Here is a 20,128-nt window from a genome sequence, read left to right as displayed (position 1 = left end):
GATAAAAAGGTAAGAAAAACATGTTGTTCTGATATTGGATCCTGAAATCATATACTAATAGCTATATATTTTTGATTTTTTCTGTAGTTGCAAATCCACAAAGGTAATGGCATATCTGATGGTGTTTTAAATATCTTATTTCTCGCAGGGATTATAGAATAATGCGCAAGGGTAAAGTTATTGTTATATCAATGATGTTTTTTTGTATCCTTATTTTTATTGCTGCTATTGTCTGGTTTATGATGTATCAGGGGGAACTCACTGAACCTACCAGTGAAGAGAAACATGCCGCCATTCTGCATGCTTCAGGCTTGTTGAAATCAGATGCGCAGGATAAAAAAACAATTAAAAATTTGTATCAACGTTATATTTTAGCGCGTAAGGTTAATCTGGATTCTGGTGAGTGGGTAGCTGATGACGTCCAGACGCAGGGATGTAAAAAACTCGCTCCGGAACATGATCCCGCGAAGATCCATCAGCGTTGTACGATTGCAGATGTATATCTGGTAAAAGATAAAAATAATAAAATTCAACAAATTATACTCCCTGTTTTTGGTAAGGGCGCGAAGTCAATGATGTATGCCTTTCTGGCTCTTGACCCAGACGGACGTACGGTTAAAAACCTGTATTACTATCAGCAGCGGGAAACTCCTTTTTTGGGAGCCAGAGTGGAAGATGAGAGTTGGCGCAAGCAATGGGCGGGTAAAAAAGTGGTTGATAATAACTGGATGCCAGCATTAAGAATAACTCAGGAGAAACCAGAGAATATCGATGAATATACAGTAGATGGTATTTCTGGTGCGACCCTGACATCGAGTGGGGTTGAGAGAAGCATCAACTACTGGACAGGCGAACAGGGTTACGGCCGTTTTTTGCAACGGATTACTCGTAGTCCTGATATAATAGTTCCCTGAACACTTTTGTTTTAAATAACGTTTATTTTCATACTCACTGTCGGCCTCATTTGCGTCAGTGAGTATGGGGAAACTCTATTCCATATCACCGATAAATTCTCCTGTATTGACGGCATCATTAATAAATCCCGAATGTCTCAATTTCGTATTCATCACATTTTCATGAGATAAATTTACATAACTTGTTACCTATTGACATTTTTATGATCCAGGTCATGTACAACGCAAGCTAAAATCAGTAATGATAATAATTATCATTTGTATTTTACGGGATGCGTACCGTGCGTAAGTTCTGTGTTTTCCTGCTGACCACTTTGTGTAGCTTGCTTGTAAGCCTTCATGTATGGGCTGCAACAAACTATGCTCCATTAATTGAGGATATTGAGCAACGTCTTGATAAAACAGCAGAACTTTACTCTCAACAACAAACTGATGAAGCACGGCGAACGGTGCAAATGGCTTACTTTGAGGTATTTGAAAACCTTGAAGGTCCTATCCGAATCAACATTTCCGCCAGCAAAAGTTATGAGATGGAAAGCGCTTTTGGTGAGATCCGTCGCATGATTGGCGAAAAAAAATCGTTCTCTGACGTGCAGTCTAAAATCGACTGGCTCAAAGCCTCGCTGCGCGAAGTTGAACCTGTGTTAGATGGCGGACATCGCCTGGTTGCCGAAGAGCAGCACAATGCGTTTTCCAGGACAGATATCGCCGTACACTGGCAAGAGAGTTTTCGCGTTATCGACGATTTGTTGGCCCAGGCAGTAAATAACTATCAGGCCGGGAATTTAAGCGTAGCCAGCCAGAACGTTCAACAAGCGCACTACCAGGGTTTTAAAAACTCAGAGATGGAAATGTCGGTCAGACAGAATCGATCGGCAAAAGACGCTGCTGCGATTAACCAGCAATTTTCTGCGTTGATTGCGCTCACCGCAGAATCGGATCGCCTTAATGATGTCTCTTATCAGGTCACTACGCTGTTACAGGATATTGAGGATCTTCTGCCTGGTCTGCCTACGACCCGTGACGAACAGCAGGTTACGGCGGTGCAAAATACGGGGAATAAGCCCACGGCACAGGATGATATAGCCCGCGCAGACTGGGCTGCCGTCTCGTTGGGTATCCACCAAAGTATTCAGAAAGCGATTGCCCGTTACCAGGAGGGCGATGCGAAAAATGCCATTCTGGATGTGCAAGACAGTTATTTTGACCGCTTTGAAGCTAGCGGTATGGAAAACAAAATCGGTTCTCGCGATTCGGCGTTTAAAACCTCTCTGGAGGCTTACTTCACGCGTCTGGTTAGTCTGATGAAAGCGGGTCAGCCAGTGGAAAGACTCAACGCCGAAGCCAGCGCACTGGAGCAGGATTTACAAAAAGCGGTGGTGATGTTGGGAGAAGGAGAAGAGACCCAGTGGAGCCTGCTGCTCTACAGCCTGATGATCATTGTCCGTGAAGGACTGGAGGCCCTGCTTATTGTGGCGGCCATCGTGGCTTATATGGTGAAAAACAATCACCAGGATAAACTTCCGTTAATTCGCCAGTCGGTGATTGTCGCATTAATCGCCAGCGTCATTACCGCTGTGATATTCCAACTCCTGTTCACGAATTCCGGCGCCAGCCGAGAACTGCTGGAAGGCGTCACGATGCTGATTGCCGTCGTCATGCTGTTCTTCATGAGCTACTGGTTACTGTCTAAAGTCGAGGCTCGCCACTGGAAAGCATGGCTGGAAGGAAAACTGTCCCACTCACTTTCCCGTGGTTCACTGGTTGGACTGTGGCTTACCAGCTTCCTGGCGGTTTACCGCGAAGGGGCGGAGACCGTGCTGTTTTACTACGCCCTGATCGGGGATGCGAATGATATTTCTGGGCATATGGCGATTGCGGCAGGTTTTGTTATCGGCTGTGTTGTTCTGCTGGTCGCCTGGCTCATTATGCGCTACTCGGTTGTACGCCTGCCTTTGAAGCCGTTCTTTATGTTTACCGGCAGTTTTATGTACCTGATGGCCTTTGTATTTGCGGGCAAAGGGGTTCTGGAACTGGTGGAAGGTAAGCTGTTCCAGCCAACGTTGATTAACGGCTTCCCTGAAATCAGCTGGTTGGGAATTTATCCCTACGTGGAAACGTTATTACCGCAGGCCCTATTGCTACTTGCGGCGCTGGTGGCGCTGTGGGTGATGCGGCGGAAAAGCACTGTTCCTGGGGAAACGATAAAAACTAATCTATAGCTGTTATTTGAGACGAGAGGATATGTCTGATGACCATGAAGAAAACCCTGATTGCCAGTGCAGTGATGGCCGGTATTTTCACTGCTCCGGCAGCGTTTGCCTTTAAGGAGTATCCGGCAGGCGAGCCTGTCACCATGAATGAGATGGAACTGGCCGCTGTGTACCTGCAGCCAATCGATATGGAACCGCGTGGCATGGGGTTACCGGCCGCAAAAGCCGATATTCACCTTGAAGCGGATATTCATGCCGTGGAAGGCAGTAAAAATGGTTTTGGCGCAGGCGAGTGGATCCCTTATCTGACTATCAGTTACACCTTGATTAACAGTGATACGGGTGAAAAACAAGAAGGTACGTTCATGCCGATGGTTGCCAGCGATGGCCCTCATTACGGTGCGAACATCAAAATGATGGGGGTGGGTAACTATAAAGTGACCTATCACATCGAACCGCCGTCAAAAGCAGGTATGCACCGTCATACAGACAGTGAGACCGGCGTTGGTCGCTGGTGGAAACCATTTGATGTGAGTTATGAATTTAAATACGTCGGCCTGAACTAAGCGCTTTTTCCATCAGGCTGCTTGATTTGCCATTTGGACCGGGCAGTGCTCACAATCTTACGTACGAAGTGTACCCACGATTTGTTTTGCACTGCTCATGTCTTAACTGACCGCGAACTTATCCCCCTGATGGGCAGGCTCTAAATTATCGATGTACCTGGATAGTTACATCATTCAATCCGCCGTACAGAGTCGATGTTATGAGTTATTTTTTTGTCACGACGCTACAGGTTTTTTTCTGCATTGCGCTGCTCTCCGGGGTTCTCTGGAGTCGCATCGATCCCCCTTCTTTACGCCCACTCGTCTGGACCTTACTCACAGGCTTAATCCTTGGCGTGCTGGTGGGACTTACCCTCCGTGGCTCGCAGCCAGTGCAATTGTTGCTGGTTGGCACAGAAGTGATGATTACGCTGCTGTTTGTGTTGAGCTTCTGGTGGGTATCAAAGCACATTCGCTACCTGTGGCAAGGGATTTTGGTGTTTGGCGCAGCCCGACATTGGGCTTTGGATCCCAATCTCGGCGGATTAACCAGCACCCATGTGCTAAATACCGATCTGCTGTTGAATCTGACGGCAATGCTATTGGCATTTGCGATCCTCTGCCTTGCGGGGGTTCTGAGCGCCATGCTGTTGCGTCGTATTCGTGGACTCTACTGGCCGTTGACGCTGATTCTGATGGTCATGATTTGGCTGCCATTAAGCGGTAATTTGTTGCTGCTGTTAATGAAACTGCAGGTGCTACCGCTGGCGAAATCGCTATTGAGTTTCGTGGCCAAAGTGACCAACAACGCGGCGATGTATAACTGGTTGGGGGCCGCCCTATTACTTGCTCTGGCACTGTGCTGGGTACCGGCATTGTTACGCGCGATCCGCCAGACGCGTAAAGCCGATGAGCCGATTGCTTATCGACTGGCGCTGGCGCATCGTCGAAATGCGTTTCGTCTTTGGCTGGTCACGCTAGGTTGTGCGGTGGTGGTGATCGCCGGACAACTGTGGTGGGAAAAAGTCGCCTCTCAACCGCCGCAGTTGTCAGAAGCCATTCCGGTACAACTTGCCAGTGATGGCATGGTTCATCTGCCAATAGAACAACTCCGTGATGGCAAGCTGCACCGCTTTGTTTGGGTGGCTGATGATGGTAAAGCGGTACGTTTTTTCGTGATTAACCGTTATCCCGACAAGTTGCGTTTGGGGGTAGTGTTTGATGCCTGTCTACTGTGTGGCGATCAGGGTTACGTGATGGAAGGTAATCAAGTTATCTGCGTGGCATGCGGGGTACACATTTTCATTCCTTCGATTGGTAAACCTGGTGGTTGCAATCCGGTGCCGATTGAAAACTGGCGTAATGATGAGAAAGAGCTGGTGATCCCAGGTAAAGAGCTGGCTGCTGGCGTGAATTACTTCTCGACGGTCATGACCATCAAGGTGACCGACCCGGTTGATGGTTCGACGTTGACGAATACCTCTGCTGACTACAAATACAGCTATGGTGGCAAAACCTGGTTTTTCTCGTCCGAGGCCAATTACGATCGCTTCCGTAAAACGCCGGAACAGTTCGTCCCTGCCGAATTGAGGGAGGAGTAACAATGCTGTGGCGAATGTTACGACAATCCTGGGGGCGTAATCTCCGACGCAAGGGGCTGGCTATTATGACCGTCTTTCTTGCGTCCAGCCTGATCTCCGCCCTGCTGGCGGTGTCGATTGATATTGGCGATAAAATGTCCAGAGAGTTGAAGTCCTATGGTGCCAATATTTTGATTGAACCTGCCGGACAGGCGGCGCTGCCTGCACTTTTCAGTGAAAACAGTAATCCACTATCAGGACAGGATTTCCTTGATGAAGCGGAACTCCCCAACATTAAGGATATCTTCTGGCGCAACAACATTGTCGGCTTTGCCCCTATGCTTGGCGGTGATGTCGACGTTAACGGCAAAGAAGTACGTATTCTCGGCACCTTCTTCAGCCAACCGGTAGATATTCCAGATGAAGAAGGGTTTGAGACGGGGCAAAAAACGGTAAGCCCGTTCTGGCAAGTGACTGGCGACTGGCCGCAAGAGCCTGCTGGTGATGCTCCTCAAACACTGGTAGGGCATGCGTTGGCACGACAAACGGGCTGGAAGCCAGGCGATCAACTGGTGATCCGTACCAGTAATACAACGTTGAATGTGACCGTCAGCGGCATCCTCTCCAGCGGCGGGGATGAGGATAACCAACTGGTTATGCCGTTGAGCACGGCGCAAACGTTGCTGGGTCTACCCGGCAAAGTGCAGGCCATTCGTGTCTCGGCGCTGACGGTGCCGGAAAATGAGTTGTCGCGCCGGGCGCGTGAAAATCTTGATGCACTGAATGCTGAAGAGTACGACCTTTGGTACTGCACAGCCTATGTCTCGTCCATTGCTCATCAACTGGAGGAGGCTATTTCCGGTGCAGAAGTTCGCCCTGTGTGGCAGGTTGCTGCATCTGAGGGGGTTGTAATCGATAAAATTCAGTTGCTGATGGCCGTCGTGACCGTCGCAGCACTGGCAGCTTCGGCTATGGGAATCGCGTCACTGATGACCAGCACCATTATGGAGCGCGCTAAAGAGATCGGCCTGATGAAGGCGCTTGGCGCGCATCAGTGGCAAATCATGCTGTTGTTCTATCTTGAAGCCGCATCCAGTGGACTGGCCGGAGGGGCATTGGGATGTGTTGCTGGATGGGGAATGGCGAAAGCGATTGGCCTGATGCTATTTGATGCGCCATTGAATTTTGCCTGGATTGTGGTGCCATGTGTATTGGTTATTGCGGTCCTGATTGCCCTGATTGGCACCTGGTTCCCGGCCCGCCGTATTGCCCGCCTGTATCCTGTGGAGGTGCTGTATGGCCGCTAAATGTACCATGCTCTGGCTACTGGTATGGCGGGCGCTGCGTCTGCGTTTTCAGCGAGTTAGCGTAGTATTTGCCGCATTGATGGTCGGGGCGACCATTGTGACCGCACTATCTGCGGTGTGGTTCGACATCAATACCAAAATGAGTGAAGAATTGCGAACCTTTGGCGCAAATTTCTACATCGGGCCTGGCCATGGCTCCAGCATGCCGCAGCAAGCGTTGCAGACTATTTTAGATCAGGCACCGCAAGGCCTGGTTCACGGAGCCAGTCCTTGGCTTTACGGTATGGCGCGTACCGAGCTGGAGAAGGTGGTGATTGTCGGCGTGTGGTTTGAATCCTTGCAAAAGCTGGTGCCGTACTGGCAGGTTCAGGGGAGTTGGATTGGTGTCAGCTTTGACGATCGCAATGCGATGATTGGCGTCAAATTGGCGGAGCGTCTTAACGTCCAGCCTGGCGATAACATCACCCTGGTGGATCACAATCAGCGCAAAAACTTACAGATAAAAGGCATTGTTGAAGCCGGTGATGCGACAGATAACATGCTAATTGTGAGTCTTGATGTGGCGCAGGCGTGGTTGCATCAGCCCGGTAAAATTAGCCATGGGCTGCTGAGTGTCAGTAACGATGTCGGTCAGGTGGAAAACTATGCCAGCCGATTGCAGGCTCAATACCCGGATCTGGAGATCCGTCCAATACGGAAAGTCTCCGCTTCAGAAGGACAGGTACTGGATAAAATAAAAGGGTTAATGGGGCTGGTATCGGTTGTGATCCTTGCGCTGTCCTCTTTGTGCGTGAATACCACGTTGATGGCCATTGTGGGTGAGCGGGCCAGGGAATTTGCGCTGCAAAAAGCGTTGGGAGCCAGCAACGGTGATATTGTCCGGCAAATTCTCCTCGAAACCTGCATTATCGCGCTGGCTGCAGTGGTTTGTGGGTGGATCTTAGGGTACATGTTGGCCCAACTACTGGGGCTGACCGTATTCAATGCCGCAATATCGCTACGCTGGCCAGTGCTGCCCGTCACCCTGACATTATCTTTACTGGTCGCCATTCTGGCGGCGATTGTTCCGGTCCGTCGCGCGGTTAGCGTCGAACCCGCAAAAGTGTTGAAAGGAGAGTAACGCCATGTCCGTTGTGCAGACCCCGTCAATGGCGATTGAAACCCGCCATTTATATAAACGGTTCGGCGATGTTACCGCCTTAGATGACATCAACCTGCAAATAGTGCAGGGGGAGTTTGTCGCGATTATGGGCGCTTCTGGTTCGGGTAAAACGACGCTGATGAATATTCTGACCTGCCTGGACACCGCGACAGAAGGTCAGGTGTTTTTAGATGGGATTGATGCTGCCGCACTGGATGAAGAGGGGCGTCGCCGTTTTCGCGCTGAGAAAATAGGGTTGGTATTCCAGCAGTTTCATTTGATCCCGTTTTTAACCGCGCTGGAGAATATCATGCTGGCGCAACACTACCATAGCGTGGTAGATGAAGCGGCGGCCAGAAAGGTTCTGGAACAAGTCGGTCTTGGGCATCGAGTAACGCACCTGCCGAGTCAACTTTCTGGGGGGGAGCAGCAGCGGGTGTGCATTGCCCGGGCGCTGGTCAATGAGCCGCCGGTGATTTTTGCCGATGAACCTACGGGTAACCTCGATGAAGAGAATGAACAGCGGGTGTTGGATCTACTCACTGACCTGCATCGGCAGGGGCGCACGATTGTGATGGTGACGCATAATCCGGCGCTGGGGTTATTTGCCGATCGTATTATCCGTTTGCAACATGGCAAATATCAGGGTGAGGAGGCTACTCAACATGCGCTGGATTAACGTATTAACTTTCGCCATTTTGGTTCTGATTAGTGGATGTAAAGAAGAAAAGTTGGTGGTTGGGCAGCAAGCCCCGGCGCTGGCAACATTCGACCTGCAGGGGGGAGAAGCTGGGCTTGAACGCTGGCGTGGAAAGGTTGTTTATCTAAACTTTTGGTCGGCGGGATGCGGTGGCTGTCTTGCCGAAATGGACTCGCTGGAAGCGTTAAGTAAAAAGTGGGGCGATAACGTTGTGGTCGTGGCTGTGAATACCGATCCGGCGACGGTTAACATAGATGACTTACTGGTGAAACATCAGGTTTCTTATCCGGTACTCCGCGATCAGCTTAAGATTTCCCAGGAGCGCTATCAGGTCATCGGCACGCCAACCTCGGTGTTAATTGACAGGGACGGTCGCGTGCTGGAATTACACCAGGGGATGCGGAAACCGCCTGAGTTAGATGCAACGTTTGCGCGACTGGCCGCCCGATGAACGCGATACAAAGAGAAACGCTATATGGCATTCAGGTGGAATAAAGAAAGTCTGGCCGTCCTGCGTGAAAACGCAGGCGTTCTCACGACGGAGCAGATTGCGGGGATGCTTCGCACTAATATTACGGTTGTGCGCAATATGGCGTATCGACTGAAACTCAGCCTGCGGGTATCCGCCTACAATCAAAAACGTATTGAGCAGGTACAAACTCTCTATACGTCTTCTGAACCACTAAATCTGAAAGAGATTGCTGCAAAAACTGGACTGACATTCAGTACGGTGCAATACATTGTGTATGTGAAATTAAAAAGTAAACCCTATACCAAACGGGAATACGTTTCCTTTGAAACTGATGATGCGGTTCATTATCGGATACAACGAGAGTTCATTGATACTGAGCGTTCCCTTTTACACAACATCCCAGATAACACGCGCTTTCATCAATTGTATCTGACAGACGGAACTTTATATTGTGCACGTAATATCCGCAGCGAAGTGATTATCTGCGAATAATTGGATGGCATATTTCGTCACCCGACGAAGCAAGTATTCATAGTCGCGTTTAACCTGGCTTATCTTTTTTTGTGGGAAAATAAAGAATGGCCAATGTATACGCATTTGAATCCTCCCTGGTGATGATGATTACCGTCACGTTTGTCCTCGCCGGGATGGTGAAAGGTGTCACCGGTATGGGGCTGCCCACCGTGGCGATGGGGATCCTCGGATCGCTTATTTCACCGGTTGCGGCGGCGGCCATGCTGCTGTTGCCTTCGCTGATCAGTAATCTGTTTCAGTTTGGCGGTGGCGGAAATACGCGTCAATTGCTCAAACGGCTGTGGCCTATGCTGCTGGCGGTGGTGATTGCCACTTTGCTTGCCAGTGTCTGGATCACCGGGGGCGACACAACCCGGACCCAGTTTGCGCTTGGCATGGCACTGGTTGCCTATGCCCTCTGGACGCTGGCGGGAAAGAAAATTGCGGTGGCCCCGCAGCGTGAAAAACCCTTTTCCCTTGTCATTGGATTCGTGACCGGTTTATTGACGGGGGGAACGGGGGTATTTGTGATGCCCGCCGTGCCATGGATCCAGTCTTTGGGCTTTGAAAAGGATGAACTGGTGCAGGCGCTTGGCATTTCGTTTACGTTTTCGACGCTGGCGTTAGCACTGGGTTTGTGGTGGCACGATGCGTTACCTGTTCAGTCCCTGAGTTTATCGACATGTGCCATTCTTCCTGCGCTACTGGGACAGTGGATAGGGACTCGTGTGCGGCGAGTGATTTCTCCTGTGGTGTTTAAACGCTGTTTTCTGTTCTGTCTGGTGGGGTTGGGCGTGGAGATGATGCTGCGCGCCGCGTAAGTCTCACTGTGACTTTACGCCAGTTTCATGCCATCGTTAATTCAGAGAGCAACGCCAAAGGAGGCGCTATGGCATCGGTGATACTGCACGAAGAAGAGGGTGAACTGGAGTCGCGAATGGCGCTTACTGCGGCAGTGATGGCGGATAAATCGCGTTCGCGTATGCTGTGTGCTTTGATGGATGGGCGCGCCTGGACCGCAACCGAACTTAGCGCCGTGGCGGACGTGTCAGCCTCGACGGCCAGCGCGCATCTGGCGCGTTTGTGTGAACAACGCTTTGTTGTGGCGCTTGCGCAGGGCAGGCATCGTTATTTTCGCCTGGCAGGTTCCGATATCGCCGAACTGCTGGAGCGCCTGATGGGCGTGGCGTGGAGCACATCCGTACCACGAAAAATTACTACGCCGCTAAGCTTGCGGCATGCCCGAACCTGCTACGATCATCTGGCTGGAGAAGTGGCGGTAAGGCTGTTCGATACGCTGGTTTCCCGCCAGTGGTTAACGTCGGATGGCGAAACGCTGACGTCACTTGGACGGGAAAAGCTGGCGCAGATGGGGATTGTCCTCACTGCTGGCTCATCCCGGCGGAAATTAACCTGTGGCTGTCTGGACTGGAGTGAGCGACGTTATCATCCCGGCGGCGTGCTCGGCGCCACGCTGCTGAGCTGGTTTAGCGAACAGAAGTGGCTTAAAACGCAGACAGGCAGCCGCCACGTTACCTTTACCCCACTTGGTGTGCGCAAACTTCAAACGGAGTTTGGCATCCAAACGACACGGTAGATTCCCCATTTTTGCGAAAGCGTTCCCGGAAAAATGTCATATATCTGTCACACTCTGTGGTGATTGATAACAACAAGAGGTCGTAGGGATGAAAAAATCGTTAATCGCCACCGCCGTGGCGGGGGCTGTATTGCTGTCAACGGCTGCACAGGCACAGACGGCACCGGAAGGTTATCAGCTTCAGCAAGTATTGATGATGAGTCGACATAACTTACGTGCACCTTTAGCCAATAATGGCAGCGTTCTCGAGCAGTCCACCCCCAAACAGTGGCCGGAGTGGGATGTCCCGGGCGGACAACTCACCACTAAAGGCGGCGTGCTGGAAATCTATATGGGCCATTACATGCGTGAATGGCTGGCAGAACAGGGCATGGTGAAATCCGGTGAATGTCCGGCACCGGGCACGGTTTACACCTATGCTAACAGTCTGCAGCGGACAGTAGCGACGGCGCAGTTTTTTGTCACGGGGGCTTTCCCGGGTTGTGACGTTGTGGTCCACCATCAGGAAAAAATGGGTACCATGGATCCCACTTTTAACCCGGTGATCACCGATGATTCCGCCGCATTCAGTCAGCAGGCCGTTCAGGCGATGGAGAAAGAGCGCGGCCACATGCAGCTCGACGACAGTTACCAACTGCTTGAGCAAATCACAAACTACCAAGACTCGCCGTCCTGTAAAGAAAAGCAGCAGTGTTCCCTGACCGATGCGAAAGACACATTCAGTGCGAAGTATCAGCAAGAGCCTGGTGTTTCCGGGCCTCTGAAGGTGGGGAATTCGCTGGTTGATGCCTTCACCTTGCAATATTACGAGGGCTTCCCGATGGACAAGGTTGCCTGGGGGGAGATCAAATCTGATCAACAGTGGAAGGTGCTGTCGAAGCTGAAAAATGGTTATCAGGACAGCCTGTTCACCTCTGCAGAAGTGGCGCAAAACGTCGCCAAACCGTTGGTCAAATATATCGACAATGCGTTGGTGACTGAACGGGCGAAAGCGCCGAAAATTACGGTGCTGGTGGGACATGACTCGAACATTGCCTCATTGCTTACGGCACTGGATTTTAAACCGTACCAGCTCCATGACCAGAACGAACGCACGCCGATTGGCGGTAAAATTGTCTTCCAGCGCTGGCATGACAGCAACACAAACCGCGATCTGATGAAAATTGAGTATGTGTATCAGAGTGCGCAGCAGTTGAGAAATGCGGAGGTTCTGGCGCTCAAATCCCCGGCCCAACGTGTGACGTTGGAACTGAAAGGCTGTCCGATTGATGCTAATGGCTTTTGCCCTGTTGACAAGTTCGACAGCGTGTTGAATGAGGCGGCGAAGTAAAAGAAAAATCCCCCGCGAGCGCGGGGGAGTCAGAGCGCTAGACGTTTTTGCGTTCGATAGTCTGTTCACCCCAAAAGAGCGAATCTTTGTCTGTTTTCTCAAAGGCTTTGATGAGTACCTCGTCGCTACCTTCTTCCCAAATTTTTTCCGCCAGTTTCTCGTCATAATTCGCGACTTCAAAAATGGCTTCGGCTATTTCTGGCGATGTGTTGCGCAGACTTGCCCATTCGCCGACGCGATGGGCTTTCGCTTCTTGAGTTGGCATTCGAATCCTCCTGTTGAAGATTAGCCGTTGAGTTTTACTGCCAGACCTGCGACATACTCACCCTGATAGCGGGCGATAGATAACTCTTCCTGACTTGGTTGTCGGGAGCCGTCACCCCCGGCAATGGTGGTTGCGCCGTACGGCGTACCGCCACGAACTTGTGAGACATCAAACAGTTCTTGCGCCGCATATCCAATGGGAACAATCACCATCCCGTGGTGGGCTAGTGTTGTCCAGGTTGATGTAATGGTTTGTTCCTGACCGCCGCCAGTGCCTGTTGAGCTGAATACGCTGGCGAGTTTGCCGTAGAGGCCGCCAGATGCCCACAGTCCGCCGGTCTGATCCAGGAAGGTACGCATCTGACCTGACATGTTGCCAAAGCGCGTGGGGGTACCAAAAATAATGGCGTCGTAATCAGCCAGTTCCTGCGGGGTTGCGACTGGTGCGTTTTGTGTTTTACCGCCTGCTTTCAGGAAGATTTCAGGCTGCATTGTCTCTGGCACACGCTTAATAATGACTTCCGCGCCATCTACCTTATTTGCGCCTTCTGCGACTGCATGGGCCATGGTTTCAATGTGTCCGTACATGGAATAATAAAGCACCAGAACTTTTGCCATTTTACACTACTCCTCGAGTTAACCGTGTCCGTAGCGATTCGCTACCTCCCTTTAAAGATATGACGTACGGCCAGGAGTGCAAATTTCACAATCACTTCTTTGATTTATAACAATTTTTATAACAACTGTTTTTGTTGCAAAATGATACATTTTTAACCTGGCGGAATTTGGTAACCATAAGAAAGACTTATTGATTTCATACCGCGATTATTAACATCTTGCGGCCATTCCTGTTGCAGAATATTACAGTTCGCCGGTTATCCGGTTACTCTTCACTATGCTTAATCCCACGCAGTAAAAATCAGGGCACGGCCCATGCGCTGCGTGAGGTATCACTCCTCAGTACCTATGCAATATGATGGCTAATCAATGACGGAGGTCAGTAATGGCAAACCATCGGGGCGGTTCCGGCAACTTTGCGGAAGACCGTGAAAGAGCATCAGAAGCAGGTCGAAAAGGTGGCCAGCACAGCGGGGGCAACTTCAAGAATGACCCGCAACGCGCTTCAGAAGCAGGCAAAAAAGGGGGCAAGAATAGTCACGGCAATAACAAATCGTAATTGTCGGGCTGTCTGTTAGAGATATCGTGACGGCTGAGTGTTCAGAGACAGACGTTACGTCGCCACCGCCGCCGGGTCGTTCCGGCGGTTTTTTTTGTCTGCAAGGTTGAACTGTAACAAAACGCAACGCAGACTAATGACATTCAGCTAATCGGGTGTCTCATGTCATTACTTTCTCGTTATTCCTTCTCTGTTAAACCTCAGGAGGCGATCCTCATTGTGATCACCATGTTCTGGGGTGGCACGTTTCTGGCGGTGCAATATGCCGTTACCCTGAGCGGACCTTTTTTCTTTGTTGGCGTGCGTTTTGCCACTGCTGCGCTGGCGGTCGCGCTTTTGTCGTTACGCACATTGCATAAGTTAACGTGGCTGGAATTCAAAGCAGGCGTGGCAATCGGTATCGCCATTGCGCTGGGCTATAGTCTGCAAACCTGGGGACTACAATTTATTCCCAGCAGTAAATCGGCGTTTATCACCGCGATGTACGTGCCGCTGGTACCGCTGTTGCAGTGGTTGTGTCTGGGACGAATGCCTGGGGTGATGCCGTGCGTCGGTATTGTGTTGGCCTTTATCGGACTGATATTTCTTGCCGGGCCGGATGGCAATTTACTGGCGCTCGGCGAAGGGGAGTGGATCACGCTGGTGGGGGCAGTGGCGATAGCGGCAGAAATTATCCTGATCAGCGCATGGGCTGGAAAAGTGGATGTACGTCGGGTCACGGTGGTGCAACTGGCAACCGCTTCGGTGGTGGCGTTTATTGCGATGGGGCCCGCAGGTGAGTCGGTTCCTCCCATGTCGACAGGCTTGCTGGTCGTGGCATTAGGATTGGGCATTTTTAGCGCGATTATCCAGGTTACCATGAACTGGGCGCAGCGCAGCGTTTCGCCGACACGCGCAACGGTAATCTATACCGGTGAGCCTGTATGGGCGGGGATTTTTGGACGACTTGCAGGAGAACGCCTGCCGCTGCTTGCTCTGTTGGGGGCGGCATTCATTATCATTGGCGTACTGGTCAGCGAACTGAAGTTCAAAAAGAAGAAAGCCGTCCAGCAGGAGGCTCCGCCCGAGTCGCTTTAATTTAACGTTTCAGTGTGCGATTTGTTATGCTGGCGCGCTCAGAACAAGGAGAGGGTGCATGGCTCAAGGCGCAGAGAAAAAAACAGGTAAACGCTCGCAGGCCGTGAGTGCAAAACGCCAGGCTATCTTAACCGCGGCATTAAATGTCTTTTCCCAGTATGGGATTCATGGCACGCGTCTGGAGCAGATTGCGGAACTGGCGGGAGTGTCTAAAACGAATCTGCTTTATTACTACCCTTCTAAAGAGGTGCTCTATATTGCCGTATTACGCCAGATCCTCGCTGTCTGGCTGGCGCCGTTGAAGGCCTTTCGCGAGGACTTTGCACCGCTGGTGGCGATTAAAGAGTACATCCGACTCAAACTGGAAGTGTCCCGCGATTATCCTCAGGCATCGCGACTGTTTTGTATGGAAATGCTGGCAGGCGCGCCGTTGTTGATGACGGAGTTAACGGGCGATCTCAAAACGCTGATTGATGAGAAATCCGCGCTGATTGCCGGGTGGGTCAGTAGTGGAAAACTGGCACCGGTTGACCCGCATCATCTGATTTTTATGATTTGGGCTTCAACCCAGCATTACGCCGACTTTGCCCCACAGGTTGAGGCGGTGACGGGCGCAACGCTGCGTGATGAAGCCTTTTTTAACCAAACCGTTGAGAGCGTGCAGCGGATGATTATTGAAGGGATCCGTGTGCGTTAACCTGCCGGCGGTAACGGGCAGCTTAAATCACCCTCTTCGCACTGTAAGAGCGAGGCGAGAAACGCTTCGCGCTCGTTGGTTTTGTCCGTCAGGCACTGGCTGGATATCATCGCCTGGACACTGCCGCCTTCGGTACCGGAACTGATTAACGCACAGTCCGCATCGCGCAATGTTATCCATGAGGTTTGCGCTTTTTTCAGTAAATCGCGCTGGGTTGGGGCGACACGCTTCAGCGCATTCTGATAGGTTTTATTAAGTTTGGCGTCTGCCGCCTTAAACTGTTCTGCCGCGCAGGTGTTCATCTCAATCTGCGTGTTCGCGTTGGCGCATTCATCCGCCAGTGCCTGGCCGCTCAGCAGCAGCGCTGCACATGTCAGTACAATTCGTTTCATGCTTCCCTCTGCTTCATAAAAAAGGCTCCGTTGCCGGAGCCTTAATTAACCACAACCTTAACCGATTGTCATCAGGCTGGCGTTCCCCCCGGCAGCGGCGGTATTGACGCTCAGGGAGCGTTCAATGTACAGCCTCTCCAGCAGAATATTGCTTTCGCCGCGGGCAAAGCCCTGGACCGAGACAATCGCCCCTTCGCGGGCCGCCACCGCTTCGCACAATGCGCGAAGTTGATCGGAATCGCCGTGGAAAATAACGGCACCAAACGGCTGTGCGGTGAGGGTGTCTGCTTTGGCAAACTGAATACGCCCGGAAACCGCAGTTGGCAGGCGTTTTGCCAGTTCGCGATGGAAAGCATCATCTTGCCACAGGATGAGACTGCCAACGGAGGCCACGGCAGCAATCTGCACCAGCGCATCCTGCTCGTTATCGGCTATACACAGCACGCGTTCGCGCGGCAACAACGTCCAGGTATTGCGCTCGCCGGTTGGTCCTGGCAGCAGACGCTGGGTACCGGCCTGCGCCAGTTCGCCAAACTGCTGGCAGAGCGCATGTAGCGATGGACGGTCTGTTGCCCATTCACTGAGTGCTTCCAGCGGCTGAATGAGTGCAGTTTTAAGCTGCGCATCAACCGGGTAGTCTGCATCCTGACGCGCAAGCGTAATGCCTAACGCATTTTCCGGACGGTTAGCCAGCAGGCGGTACAGATACAGCGGTCCACCCGCTTTTGGCCCGGTTCCTGACAAGCCTTCGCCACCGAATGGCTGCACGCCGACCACGGCACCGACCATATTGCGGTTAACGTACAGGTTACCTACATGTGCCGATCCCGTGACCTGGGCGATGGTTTCATCGATACGGGTGTGCACGCCCAACGTCAGGCCGTAGCCGGAGGCATTAATTTGCTCAATCAGACTGCCCAGATTGTTCCGGGTGTAACGCACGACGTGCAACACCGGGCCGAACACCTCTTTTTGTAGCTCATCAAAGCTTTCCAGCTCAATCAACGTTGGTGCAATAAAGGTCCCGGTTTGCCATTCACGCGCATCGTCGCTGTTTTCACGCACGGCCTGGAATACCGGACGTCCTTTGGCACGCATGGCCTGAATATGACGTTCAATATTGGCTTTGGCTTCTTCATCAATAACTGGACCGATATCGGTGGTCAGGCGGCCAGGGTTGCCCATGCGGCATTCCGCCATGGCGCCGCGCAGCATTTTCAGCGTATGGTCGGCAATATCATCCTGCAGGCACAGGACGCGCAGTGCCGAGCAACGCTGTCCGGCGCTGTCAAACGCAGAGGCCAGCACGTCGACCACGACCTGTTCCGTCAACGCGGAGGAGTCGACAATCATGGCGTTCATCCCACCGGTTTCGGCGATAAGCGGGATTGGACGCCCTTGAGCATCAAGGCGGGTCGCGATATTGCGTTGTAACAGCGTGGCGACTTCAGTGGAGCCGGTAAACATCACGCCGCGAACGCGTTCATCGGAAGTGAGCTGCGCCCCGACGGTTTCACCCTGACCGGGCAGCAGTTGCACCACGCCCGCCGGTACACCGGCTTCGAGTAAAATCGCGATGCCCTGGGCGGCAATCAGCGGGGTTTGCTCCGCAGGTTTTGCCAGCACGCTATTACCTGCTGCCAGTGCAGCCGCAATTTGTCCACTGAAAATGGCCAGTGGGAAGTTCCACGGGCTGATACAGACCACCGGGCCGAGCGGACGATGCGTTTCGTTGTCGAAATCGTCACGAACCTGGCCGGCATAGTAGTGCAGGAAGTCGACAGCTTCGCGAACTTCCGCAATGGCGTTGCTGAAGGTTTTACCCGCTTCGCGCACCAGGATGCCTATCAACTGCTGCATCTGACCTTCCATCAGCACGGCGGCACGATGCAAAATAGCGGCGCGCTCTTGTGGCGGTGTAGCAAACCAGATAGGGGCATTATTAACGGCGTTCTGTAGCGCCTGCTCCACTTCAGCGTGAGTCGCTTCTCGCACGTAGCCCACAATGTCTTTCGGCTCAGCCGGGTTGACGACTGGCGTCATTTCACCGTCAGCAACCGGATGTTCGAGCATCGGTTTAGCGTGCCATTTTTGCAGCGCGCTATTGAGCAGGGCAGAGGACAACGAGGCCAGGCGGTGTTCATTTGCTAAATCCAGCCCTGCGGAGTTTTCGCGGCCTTTGCCATACAGGTTTCGCGGCAGGGCAATCTTCGGATGTGGCAGCCCGGCCTGACCTTCCTGCTGCGCCAGTTTTTCAACGGCTTCGACCGGGCAGGCTACCAGTTCATCCAGTGGTAGGGTAGTGTCCGCAATACGGTTGACGAACGAGGTGTTGGCGCCGTTTTCCAGCAGGCGACGAACCAGGTAAGCCAGCAGCGTTTCGTGCGTGCCGACCGGCGCATAAATACGGCATGGGCGGTTCAGTTTGCCATCGGCAACTTTGCCGGTGACCTGCTCATACAGCGGTTCGCCCATGCCGTGCAGGCACTGGAACTCATACTGACCTGGATAGTAGTTTTGACCCGCTAACTGATAAATGGCCGCCAGCGTATGGGCGTTGTGGGTGGCAAACTGCGGGTAGATCAGATTCGGTACCGCGAGCAGTTTTTTCGCACAGGCCAGATAGGAAACGTCGGTGTACACCTTGCGGGTATAGACCGGATAGCCTTCCAGACCGTCCATCTGCGCTCGTTTGATTTCACTATCCCAGTACGCACCTTTAACCAGACGGATCATCAGGCGACGGCGACTGCGGGTGGCCAGGTCGATCAGGTAGTCGATGACGTACGGGCAGCGCTTCTGGTAGGCCTGGATAACAAAGCCGATCCCGTTCCAGCCTGCCAGTTCGGGCTCAAAGCACAGTTTTTCCAGCAGATCGAGGGAGATCTCCAGTCGGTCGGCTTCTTCGGCGTCAATATTAATGCCGATGTCATACTGACGCGCCAGCAGGGTCAGCGACTTCAGACGTGGGTAAAGCTCATCCATCACGCGGTCATACTGCGCACGGCTGTATCGCGGGTGCAGTGCAGACAGTTTGATGGAGATCCCTGAGCCTTCATAAATACCGCGCCCGTTTGAGGCTTTACCAATGGCATGGATCGCCTGCTGGTAGGAGACCATATAGGCCTGGGCATCGGCGGCGGTCAGCGCGGCTTCACCCAGCATGTCATAAGAGTAGCGGAAACCTTTTTCTTCCAGTTTACGCGCGTTAGCCAGCGCTTCGGCGATAGTCTCTCCGGTGACGAACTGCTCGCCCATCAAGCGCATTGCCATGTCGACGCCTTTACGCACCAGCGGTTCACCGCTCTTGCCGATGATGCGGTTCAGCGAGCGTGAGAGGCTGGCTTCGTTATGGGTGGAGACCAGACGACCAGTAAACAACAATCCCCACGTTGCAGCGTTAACGAACAGAGACGGGCTGCGTCCGATGTGTGATTGCCAGTTGCCATTGCTGATTTTGTCGCGGATCAGCGCATCGCGGGTGGCTTTGTCGGGAATACGCAGTAGTGCTTCCGCCAGACACATCAGCGCGACGCCTTCCTGTGAGGAAAGGGAGAATTCCTGCAATAGTCCCTGGACCATGCCGGCACGTCCGCTGGCCGTCTTCTGGTTGCGCAGTTTATCTGCCAACTGATAGGCCAGTTTATGGGCCTGCTCGGCGATAGGTTGCGGCAGACGAGCCTGTTCCATCAACATTGGCACCGCGTCGGTTTCAGCGCGGCGATATGCCGCGGTAATGGCCGCACGGGAAACAGACTGCGGCAGGATCTGCTCGGCAAATTCAAGGAAAGGCTGGTGCGCTTCATTTTGTTGCGCAGTGGATTCCTCGCTCTCATTTGCCGCACCCGCCAGCAGGGCAGGCAGCTCCGGGAGCGCATCGTCATTTTCCAGTCTTTCGAGATAATTAAAGATGGCTTGCTTGATCAGCCAATGTGGCGTGCGATCGATTCGTGATGCTGCTGTTTTAATACGCTCGCGTGTGGCGTCATCCAGCTTAACCCCCATCGTGGTGGTTCCCATGCCGTTTACTCCTGTTGTACTGAAATACGGATCTGATAGTTACCGAGAAATATCCACTATGTTGCAACTTTGTGCAACCATGTTAAATGTGACCTGGTTTGCAAGCTTGGAAATGAATGAAATGTTAATAAATATGATGTTTATAACGAGGGCTGTAAAAATGCAGAATCTTTTTCTCTGCGGTAGTTA

Annotated in this window: 19 protein-coding genes; 15 read left to right on the top strand and 4 right to left on the bottom strand. The window is 52.3% G+C overall.

The features are described 5' to 3' along the window. The first annotated feature begins 161 nt into the window (after positions 1-161). The 12 genes from nqrC (at position 162) to agp (ending at position 12,312) form a co-directional block, all read left to right on the top strand. Positions 162-914, top strand: a complete 753-nt coding sequence (nqrC, locus tag IB196_RS14305) for an NADH:ubiquinone reductase (Na(+)-transporting) subunit C (protein ID WP_040231841.1) — start codon at positions 162-164, stop codon at positions 912-914. Between the two features lie 272 nt (positions 915-1,186). Next, positions 1,187-3,136 carry an FTR1 family protein gene (locus IB196_RS14300; protein WP_040231842.1) on the top strand — a complete coding sequence of 650 codons (1,950 nt, stop codon included), beginning with the start codon at positions 1,187-1,189 and terminating at the stop codon, positions 3,134-3,136. A 29-nt stretch (positions 3,137-3,165) separates the two neighbouring features. After that, positions 3,166-3,693, top strand: coding sequence for an iron transporter (locus IB196_RS14295; protein WP_003035987.1), 528 nt, complete (start codon positions 3,166-3,168; stop codon positions 3,691-3,693). 200 nt (positions 3,694-3,893) lie between these two features. Then, entirely contained in the window at positions 3,894-5,273 is a 1,380-nt protein-coding gene (locus IB196_RS14290) for a Fe-S-containing protein (protein ID WP_188232525.1), read from the top strand. A gap of 2 nt (positions 5,274-5,275) precedes the next feature. Further along, positions 5,276-6,559 (top strand): ABC transporter permease, encoded by a 1,284-nt coding sequence (locus IB196_RS14285; protein WP_149691705.1) that lies wholly within the window; start codon positions 5,276-5,278, stop codon positions 6,557-6,559. Next, the gene (locus IB196_RS14280) at positions 6,549-7,679 is read left to right on the top strand and encodes an FtsX-like permease family protein (protein ID WP_188232524.1); all 1,131 of its coding nucleotides are present in this window, start codon (positions 6,549-6,551) and stop codon (positions 7,677-7,679) included. Before IB196_RS14285 ends, IB196_RS14280 begins: the two co-directional genes overlap by 11 nt. Positions 7,680-7,683: 4 nt before the next feature. Then, positions 7,684-8,379: an ABC transporter ATP-binding protein gene (locus tag IB196_RS14275; protein WP_005122130.1), complete on the top strand. Its 696-nt coding sequence runs from the start codon at positions 7,684-7,686 to the stop codon at positions 8,377-8,379. Further along, the gene (locus tag IB196_RS14270; protein WP_188232523.1) at positions 8,366-8,851 is read left to right on the top strand and encodes a TlpA disulfide reductase family protein; all 486 of its coding nucleotides are present in this window, start codon (positions 8,366-8,368) and stop codon (positions 8,849-8,851) included. The genes IB196_RS14275 and IB196_RS14270 overlap by 14 nt, the downstream gene beginning before the upstream one ends. Before the next feature lie 24 nt (positions 8,852-8,875). Further along, positions 8,876-9,364, top strand: a complete 489-nt coding sequence (locus IB196_RS14265; protein ID WP_005122128.1) for a hypothetical protein — start codon at positions 8,876-8,878, stop codon at positions 9,362-9,364. An 86-nt stretch (positions 9,365-9,450) separates the two neighbouring features. Next, entirely contained in the window at positions 9,451-10,206 is a 756-nt protein-coding gene (locus IB196_RS14260; RefSeq protein ID WP_005122127.1) for a sulfite exporter TauE/SafE family protein, read from the top strand. Positions 10,207-10,274: 68 nt separating this feature from the next. Next, a complete protein-coding gene (locus IB196_RS14255; protein WP_005122123.1) occupies positions 10,275-10,982 on the top strand; it encodes a winged helix-turn-helix domain-containing protein in 708 nt (235 codons plus the stop codon). 88 nt (positions 10,983-11,070) lie between these two features. After that, complete coding sequence (gene agp, locus IB196_RS14250; protein WP_188232522.1) at positions 11,071-12,312, top strand: bifunctional glucose-1-phosphatase/inositol phosphatase; 1,242 nt, start codon at positions 11,071-11,073, stop codon at positions 12,310-12,312. A 37-nt stretch (positions 12,313-12,349) separates the two neighbouring features. On the opposite strand, the gene IB196_RS14245 is transcribed toward agp, so the two are convergent. Both IB196_RS14245 and wrbA read right to left on the bottom strand, forming a co-directional pair. Beyond that, entirely contained in the window at positions 12,350-12,577 is a 228-nt protein-coding gene (locus tag IB196_RS14245) for a YccJ family protein (protein ID WP_001143127.1), read from the bottom strand. Positions 12,578-12,597: 20 nt separating this feature from the next. After that, positions 12,598-13,194: an NAD(P)H:quinone oxidoreductase gene (gene wrbA, locus IB196_RS14240; RefSeq protein ID WP_003832057.1), complete on the bottom strand. Its 597-nt coding sequence runs from the start codon at positions 13,192-13,194 to the stop codon at positions 12,598-12,600. Between the two features lie 385 nt (positions 13,195-13,579). Between wrbA and IB196_RS14235 the strand changes: the two genes are divergently transcribed. The 3 genes from IB196_RS14235 (at position 13,580) to rutR (ending at position 15,527) form a co-directional block, all read left to right on the top strand. Beyond that, positions 13,580-13,753 carry a general stress protein gene (locus IB196_RS14235; protein WP_003036022.1) on the top strand — a complete coding sequence of 58 codons (174 nt, stop codon included), beginning with the start codon at positions 13,580-13,582 and terminating at the stop codon, positions 13,751-13,753. A 162-nt stretch (positions 13,754-13,915) separates the two neighbouring features. Further along, on the top strand, positions 13,916-14,830 hold the full coding sequence (locus IB196_RS14230; RefSeq protein ID WP_155020884.1) for a DMT family transporter: 915 nt from the start codon (positions 13,916-13,918) through the stop codon (positions 14,828-14,830). A gap of 58 nt (positions 14,831-14,888) precedes the next feature. Then, on the top strand, positions 14,889-15,527 hold the full coding sequence (rutR, locus tag IB196_RS14225) for an HTH-type transcriptional regulator RutR (protein WP_005122118.1): 639 nt from the start codon (positions 14,889-14,891) through the stop codon (positions 15,525-15,527). Here the strand turns inward: rutR and IB196_RS14220 are convergent. Next, a complete protein-coding gene (locus tag IB196_RS14220) occupies positions 15,524-15,919 on the bottom strand; it encodes a lysozyme inhibitor LprI family protein (RefSeq protein WP_188232521.1) in 396 nt (131 codons plus the stop codon). The genes rutR and IB196_RS14220 overlap by 4 nt on opposite strands. A gap of 57 nt (positions 15,920-15,976) precedes the next feature. Next, positions 15,977-19,939 (bottom strand): trifunctional transcriptional regulator/proline dehydrogenase/L-glutamate gamma-semialdehyde dehydrogenase, encoded by a 3,963-nt coding sequence (putA, locus tag IB196_RS14215; RefSeq protein WP_188232520.1) that lies wholly within the window; start codon positions 19,937-19,939, stop codon positions 15,977-15,979. Between the last annotated feature and the right edge of the window lie 189 nt (positions 19,940-20,128).

The sequence above is a fragment of the Citrobacter sp. C6_1 genome, assembly GCF_014596835.2.
Classification (GTDB): Bacteria; Pseudomonadota; Gammaproteobacteria; order Enterobacterales; family Enterobacteriaceae; genus Citrobacter; species Citrobacter pasteurii.
This window is presented reverse-complemented; position numbering and strand designations above follow the sequence as displayed.

What these genes read in the sequence shown, in the direction of transcription:
- nqrC (WP_040231841.1), top strand. Translation starts at nt 162, where the DNA reads ATGCGCAAGGGTAAAGTTATTGTTATATCAATGATGTTTTTTTGTATC.
- IB196_RS14300 (WP_040231842.1), top strand. Translation starts at nt 1,187, where the DNA reads ATGCGTACCGTGCGTAAGTTCTGTGTTTTCCTGCTGACCACTTTGTGT.
- IB196_RS14295 (WP_003035987.1), top strand. Translation starts at nt 3,166, where the DNA reads ATGACCATGAAGAAAACCCTGATTGCCAGTGCAGTGATGGCCGGTATT.
- IB196_RS14290 (WP_188232525.1), top strand. Translation starts at nt 3,894, where the DNA reads ATGAGTTATTTTTTTGTCACGACGCTACAGGTTTTTTTCTGCATTGCG.
- IB196_RS14285 (WP_149691705.1), top strand. Translation starts at nt 5,276, where the DNA reads ATGCTGTGGCGAATGTTACGACAATCCTGGGGGCGTAATCTCCGACGC.
- IB196_RS14280 (WP_188232524.1), top strand. Translation starts at nt 6,549, where the DNA reads ATGGCCGCTAAATGTACCATGCTCTGGCTACTGGTATGGCGGGCGCTG.
- IB196_RS14275 (WP_005122130.1), top strand. Translation starts at nt 7,684, where the DNA reads ATGTCCGTTGTGCAGACCCCGTCAATGGCGATTGAAACCCGCCATTTA.
- IB196_RS14270 (WP_188232523.1), top strand. Translation starts at nt 8,366, where the DNA reads ATGCGCTGGATTAACGTATTAACTTTCGCCATTTTGGTTCTGATTAGT.
- IB196_RS14265 (WP_005122128.1), top strand. Translation starts at nt 8,876, where the DNA reads ATGGCATTCAGGTGGAATAAAGAAAGTCTGGCCGTCCTGCGTGAAAAC.
- IB196_RS14260 (WP_005122127.1), top strand. Translation starts at nt 9,451, where the DNA reads ATGGCCAATGTATACGCATTTGAATCCTCCCTGGTGATGATGATTACC.
- IB196_RS14255 (WP_005122123.1), top strand. Translation starts at nt 10,275, where the DNA reads ATGGCATCGGTGATACTGCACGAAGAAGAGGGTGAACTGGAGTCGCGA.
- agp (WP_188232522.1), top strand. Translation starts at nt 11,071, where the DNA reads ATGAAAAAATCGTTAATCGCCACCGCCGTGGCGGGGGCTGTATTGCTG.
- IB196_RS14245 (WP_001143127.1), bottom strand. Translation starts at nt 12,577, where the DNA reads ATGCCAACTCAAGAAGCGAAAGCCCATCGCGTCGGCGAATGGGCAAGT.
- wrbA (WP_003832057.1), bottom strand. Translation starts at nt 13,194, where the DNA reads ATGGCAAAAGTTCTGGTGCTTTATTATTCCATGTACGGACACATTGAA.
- IB196_RS14235 (WP_003036022.1), top strand. Translation starts at nt 13,580, where the DNA reads ATGGCAAACCATCGGGGCGGTTCCGGCAACTTTGCGGAAGACCGTGAA.
- IB196_RS14230 (WP_155020884.1), top strand. Translation starts at nt 13,916, where the DNA reads ATGTCATTACTTTCTCGTTATTCCTTCTCTGTTAAACCTCAGGAGGCG.
- rutR (WP_005122118.1), top strand. Translation starts at nt 14,889, where the DNA reads ATGGCTCAAGGCGCAGAGAAAAAAACAGGTAAACGCTCGCAGGCCGTG.
- IB196_RS14220 (WP_188232521.1), bottom strand. Translation starts at nt 15,919, where the DNA reads ATGAAACGAATTGTACTGACATGTGCAGCGCTGCTGCTGAGCGGCCAG.
- putA (WP_188232520.1), bottom strand. Translation starts at nt 19,939, where the DNA reads ATGGGAACCACCACGATGGGGGTTAAGCTGGATGACGCCACACGCGAG.